Below are 3,570 nucleotides of genomic sequence, written 5' to 3'. Positions count from 1 at the left end.
CTTGTATACATCTAGACACTCTTGCTCTAATTGAAGAAGCATTTTGTCTCGTTCTTCATCACTCTCGCCAACTTCATTCCAAATTTCCTGCAATAAATCATGCATTAGTTCAACATCCAATCTTCACATTACATAAAAAGAAGCTGTGATGAAGAAAAAGACAGACAATCAAAGGTAAATATATAAGTCACCTGTAGTTTCTGCAGTAAAGAACCGCAAGTCGTTTCTCCAAGACGAGGGTTTTCAGCATCCGCGACAGCCATTTTTGTTAAATCACCACCTAGACTGCATCATCGAAAATGTTCAGAAGACACTTAATACATTTTCATAAATAGTGTATAAACACCCGTCAGCATCAGTCACATAAGACGGTAAGTAATCAGTAAAAAGGATCAAGCATAATAAAAGACCACAAGTATGAATTAACCTCAGAAAACGATAGAAATACATAGTAGCCCTGTTTAAGCTCAACCATCAGCTGAGCATTAGAAATTTAAATTCCAGAAAATAAGATAAAACAACTCAAATGCCAAAAGCAGAGTAATTTTTATATGGTATCTATAAACATAACACAGAGATGCCCTCTCTATATCTTCTGGGTTCTGGAAATCACGGCGGTCAACTATTAATGGTTTTAACCAAGAAAAAATTTTGATAAAATAAAAATGGTACGTAAAAAGAAATAATATAATAAAATAAATAATATGTTTTGAGAAAATAACATACAAAAAAATAAACAAATACCAAAAAATTAGGAGTATAGAAAATGTTTAAATTTATTTTGATTTTTTTATCCGGAATTATTGTTGGAAATTTGTTATATTTACATGCTTTAGACAAAAATTATATAAAAATACCAGTATTAGATATAAGCATATTACAACCAACACCCAAAAAAACATATTGGAACAAATTTTTAATTGAATACGTAAACAAAATGGAACAATTATATCAACATTTATGTAAAACAAATGAATAAAAATAAAAGTTAAAAATAATTTTTCAATGTTTTTTTGATTTTTAAATCATCATCTTTTCGTTTCAGTTCGAACCTTTTATCATATTTTTTTTTACCTTTAGCTAAATAAATTTCTAACTTAATTAAATTACGTACAATTAAAATTTTCGTTGGAATAATGCTAAAACCTTTGATTTGCATTTTATTTTTAATTTGTAAAATTTCTTTTTTATTTAACAAAAGTTTTTTTTTTCTTTTTTCTTCGTAATCAAAAGAATTACAAAAATTATACTTAAATACTGTCATATTAAAGACAAAAAGTTCATTTTCTTTAAAATGAACATAAGCATTATCTAAATTAACTTTTCCTAGACGAATTGATTTAACTTCGTTGCCTAATAATTGAATACCTGCTAAATATTTTTTTTCTAAAAAATAATCATAAAAAGCTTTTTTATTAGTAATAATTTTTTTCATCATTATAATTCTCGATTAATAATTTTATACATTATCAAAAAAATTTCCTTCTTAATGAAGGATTTTTTTGACTATTTTTTGACTATATGAAAGAATTGTTTATAATTTTATGTTGCTATTGAATAACAAAATTAATAATTACGCACTTTGCTTAAAATATATTAAAACTTGAAAAAACAATAATTTTGTTAAAAATAATACTTTTTATTTATTTTTATTTATTTTTTGATATCGTGTTAAAGATTTTTCAATAACCACATAAGCTTTTCGAACATCTTCGATTTTTTCAATAACAACTTTTTTTTGTTCTAAATCTTTATAATGCAATAAAAAATGTTCTATTTCTACTATTAAAGAAGAAGGTAAGTCATTAATATTTTGATATAAATTCATAGATAAGTCACAAAGAGGAACTGCAATAATTTTTTCATCTAATTCATAGTTATCAATCATACGAATAACACCCAAAGGACGACATTCAATTAAAGTCATAGGTTCTAAAATTTCTTGAGATAATACAAACACATCTAAAGGATCATTATCATCACAATGTGTTAAGGGAATAAAACCGTAATTAGCAGGATAACAAAAAGATGTTGTTAAAAAACGATCTACCATCAAAAAACCAGTTTCTTTATCTATTTCATATTTCTTTTTACTTCCTTTAGATATCTCAATTAAAACCAAAAATCTATCCTTGGTAATACGATTAATTTTAATTTTATTTAAAAAATCCATATAATAACTCTCTTATATTTATTGTTAATTTTAAAAAATAATATATATTATAATTTTAATCCACAAATATTTTTTGATTAAATTTTAATAGCGTTTAATAAAGGTGATTTTTTAAGCAATAATCTTTTTTTTTGAGAAATGCTAATCATTAAATGATGAAAAAAAACATGTTCATTTTGTTGAGTATCGGAAATTAAAACCTGATCAACAAATTGTAATTGTTCTTGATGATCGGTTTTGGTTTTAAAAATTTCATAAAAACAAAGATAAAAATTATTATTTTCCTTCTTTTCTATTTTTAAGCAAAACCCTAAAATTTGTTTTTTTGACAAACTAGATAAAACTAAACGCATTATACGTAAAGGTTTGATTTTTGTCTTTTCTATATGTTGATGAAAAGTAAAATTTTTAGGTATAAAAATTTTATTGAAACTTTTAATTAAATTAAACAGCAAATGATGTTCTAATTCATCAATATCACTATTATGAATGATTTGATTTAAAAATTGATTGACAGAAACGTTCATTTCTTCTTCTTTCGTTTCAGAATGAATATTTTCTTTTAAATGTTGTGCATAAGACAATAAATGTTGTCTAAAAACAGCCGCATCAAAATCAAATGCATTTACTATTTCAGAAATTAATTCCAAAATAGAATAACCAGGAACTTGACAATTACAAAAAGAAATTTCTACAGTTTGCATATCTTTTAAATCTTCTTTTTTAAAATAAAAATATCCTAAAGATGGATTTTTTTTTAATAAACGATAAAAAACAGATGTTTGTAAAGCGATTTTTTCATATTTATCATCAATAAATTCTTCTTTAATTCCTGACAACTTTAAAAAATCAAAAAGAAAATCCATTTTAGGAATGTGATTTTCTAATAAACAAAGTAAAAACTGTTTTATATTTAACCATTCTTGAAAGGAAGCACAAGGAAAGGCGCTTACAGAATCAATACCATAAAATAATCTTATTTTTTTTGAAAATAAAGAACCTAAATCATGTTTCCACCCTATAACATTCTTAATTTGTAAATCATTTTGTTTATCTTTGTATTTTGATTTATCTTCTAAATGAGGTTGAAGTATATTAGGTGTTGCAATCTCAGAAATACTTTCTGTCACAATTGATTTATCTGTTTTCATATCAGGCAATTGGGAATTTAATTCATTTTTTAATAAATCTTGTTTATGTTCTTGTAAAAGAACTGATTTTTCCATATTTGATGACTTTAAAACTAAAGGAATAAGTTCTTTTTCGTTTTTTTTCGGCAAAATAGCATTAATCAATAATATATTTTTGTTAAAAATACAAATTAAAATAACCAATAAAAAACAAAACATATATCTTAAATAATTCTTCTTTTGGTTCAATTTTTTTTCTTTCTAATA

The 3,570-nt window shown here is 23.8% G+C and carries 4 protein-coding genes; 1 reads left to right on the top strand and 3 read right to left on the bottom strand.

All coding sequences use genetic code 11. The features are described 5' to 3' along the window. Window positions 1-766: 766 nt before the first annotated feature. Entirely contained in the window at window positions 767-979 is a 213-nt protein-coding gene (locus AlmWB_RS01955) for a hypothetical protein (RefSeq protein WP_050337435.1), read from the top strand. 9 nt (window positions 980-988) lie between these two features. Here AlmWB_RS01955 and smpB read toward each other — a convergent pair whose 3' ends face one another. The 3 genes from smpB to AlmWB_RS01670 form a co-directional block, all read right to left on the bottom strand. Beyond that, window positions 989-1,438, bottom strand: coding sequence for an SsrA-binding protein SmpB (smpB, locus tag AlmWB_RS01680; RefSeq protein WP_050337434.1), 450 nt, complete (start codon window positions 1,436-1,438; stop codon window positions 989-991). 201 nt (window positions 1,439-1,639) lie between these two features. Continuing rightward, the gene (locus AlmWB_RS01675) at window positions 1,640-2,173 is read right to left on the bottom strand and encodes an inorganic diphosphatase (protein ID WP_050337433.1); all 534 of its coding nucleotides are present in this window, start codon (window positions 2,171-2,173) and stop codon (window positions 1,640-1,642) included. Window positions 2,174-2,250: 77 nt separating this feature from the next. Further along, entirely contained in the window at window positions 2,251-3,507 is a 1,257-nt protein-coding gene (locus tag AlmWB_RS01670) for a hypothetical protein (protein WP_192833076.1), read from the bottom strand. Window positions 3,508-3,570 lie beyond the last annotated feature (63 nt).

The sequence above is a fragment of the Candidatus Phytoplasma phoenicium genome (assembly GCF_001189415.1).
GTDB classification, from domain to species: domain Bacteria; phylum Bacillota_I; class Bacilli_A; order Acholeplasmatales; family Acholeplasmataceae; genus Phytoplasma; species Phytoplasma phoenicium.
The sequence above is the reverse complement of the archived record's forward strand: the minus strand, read 5'-3'. Positions and strand labels throughout refer to the sequence as shown.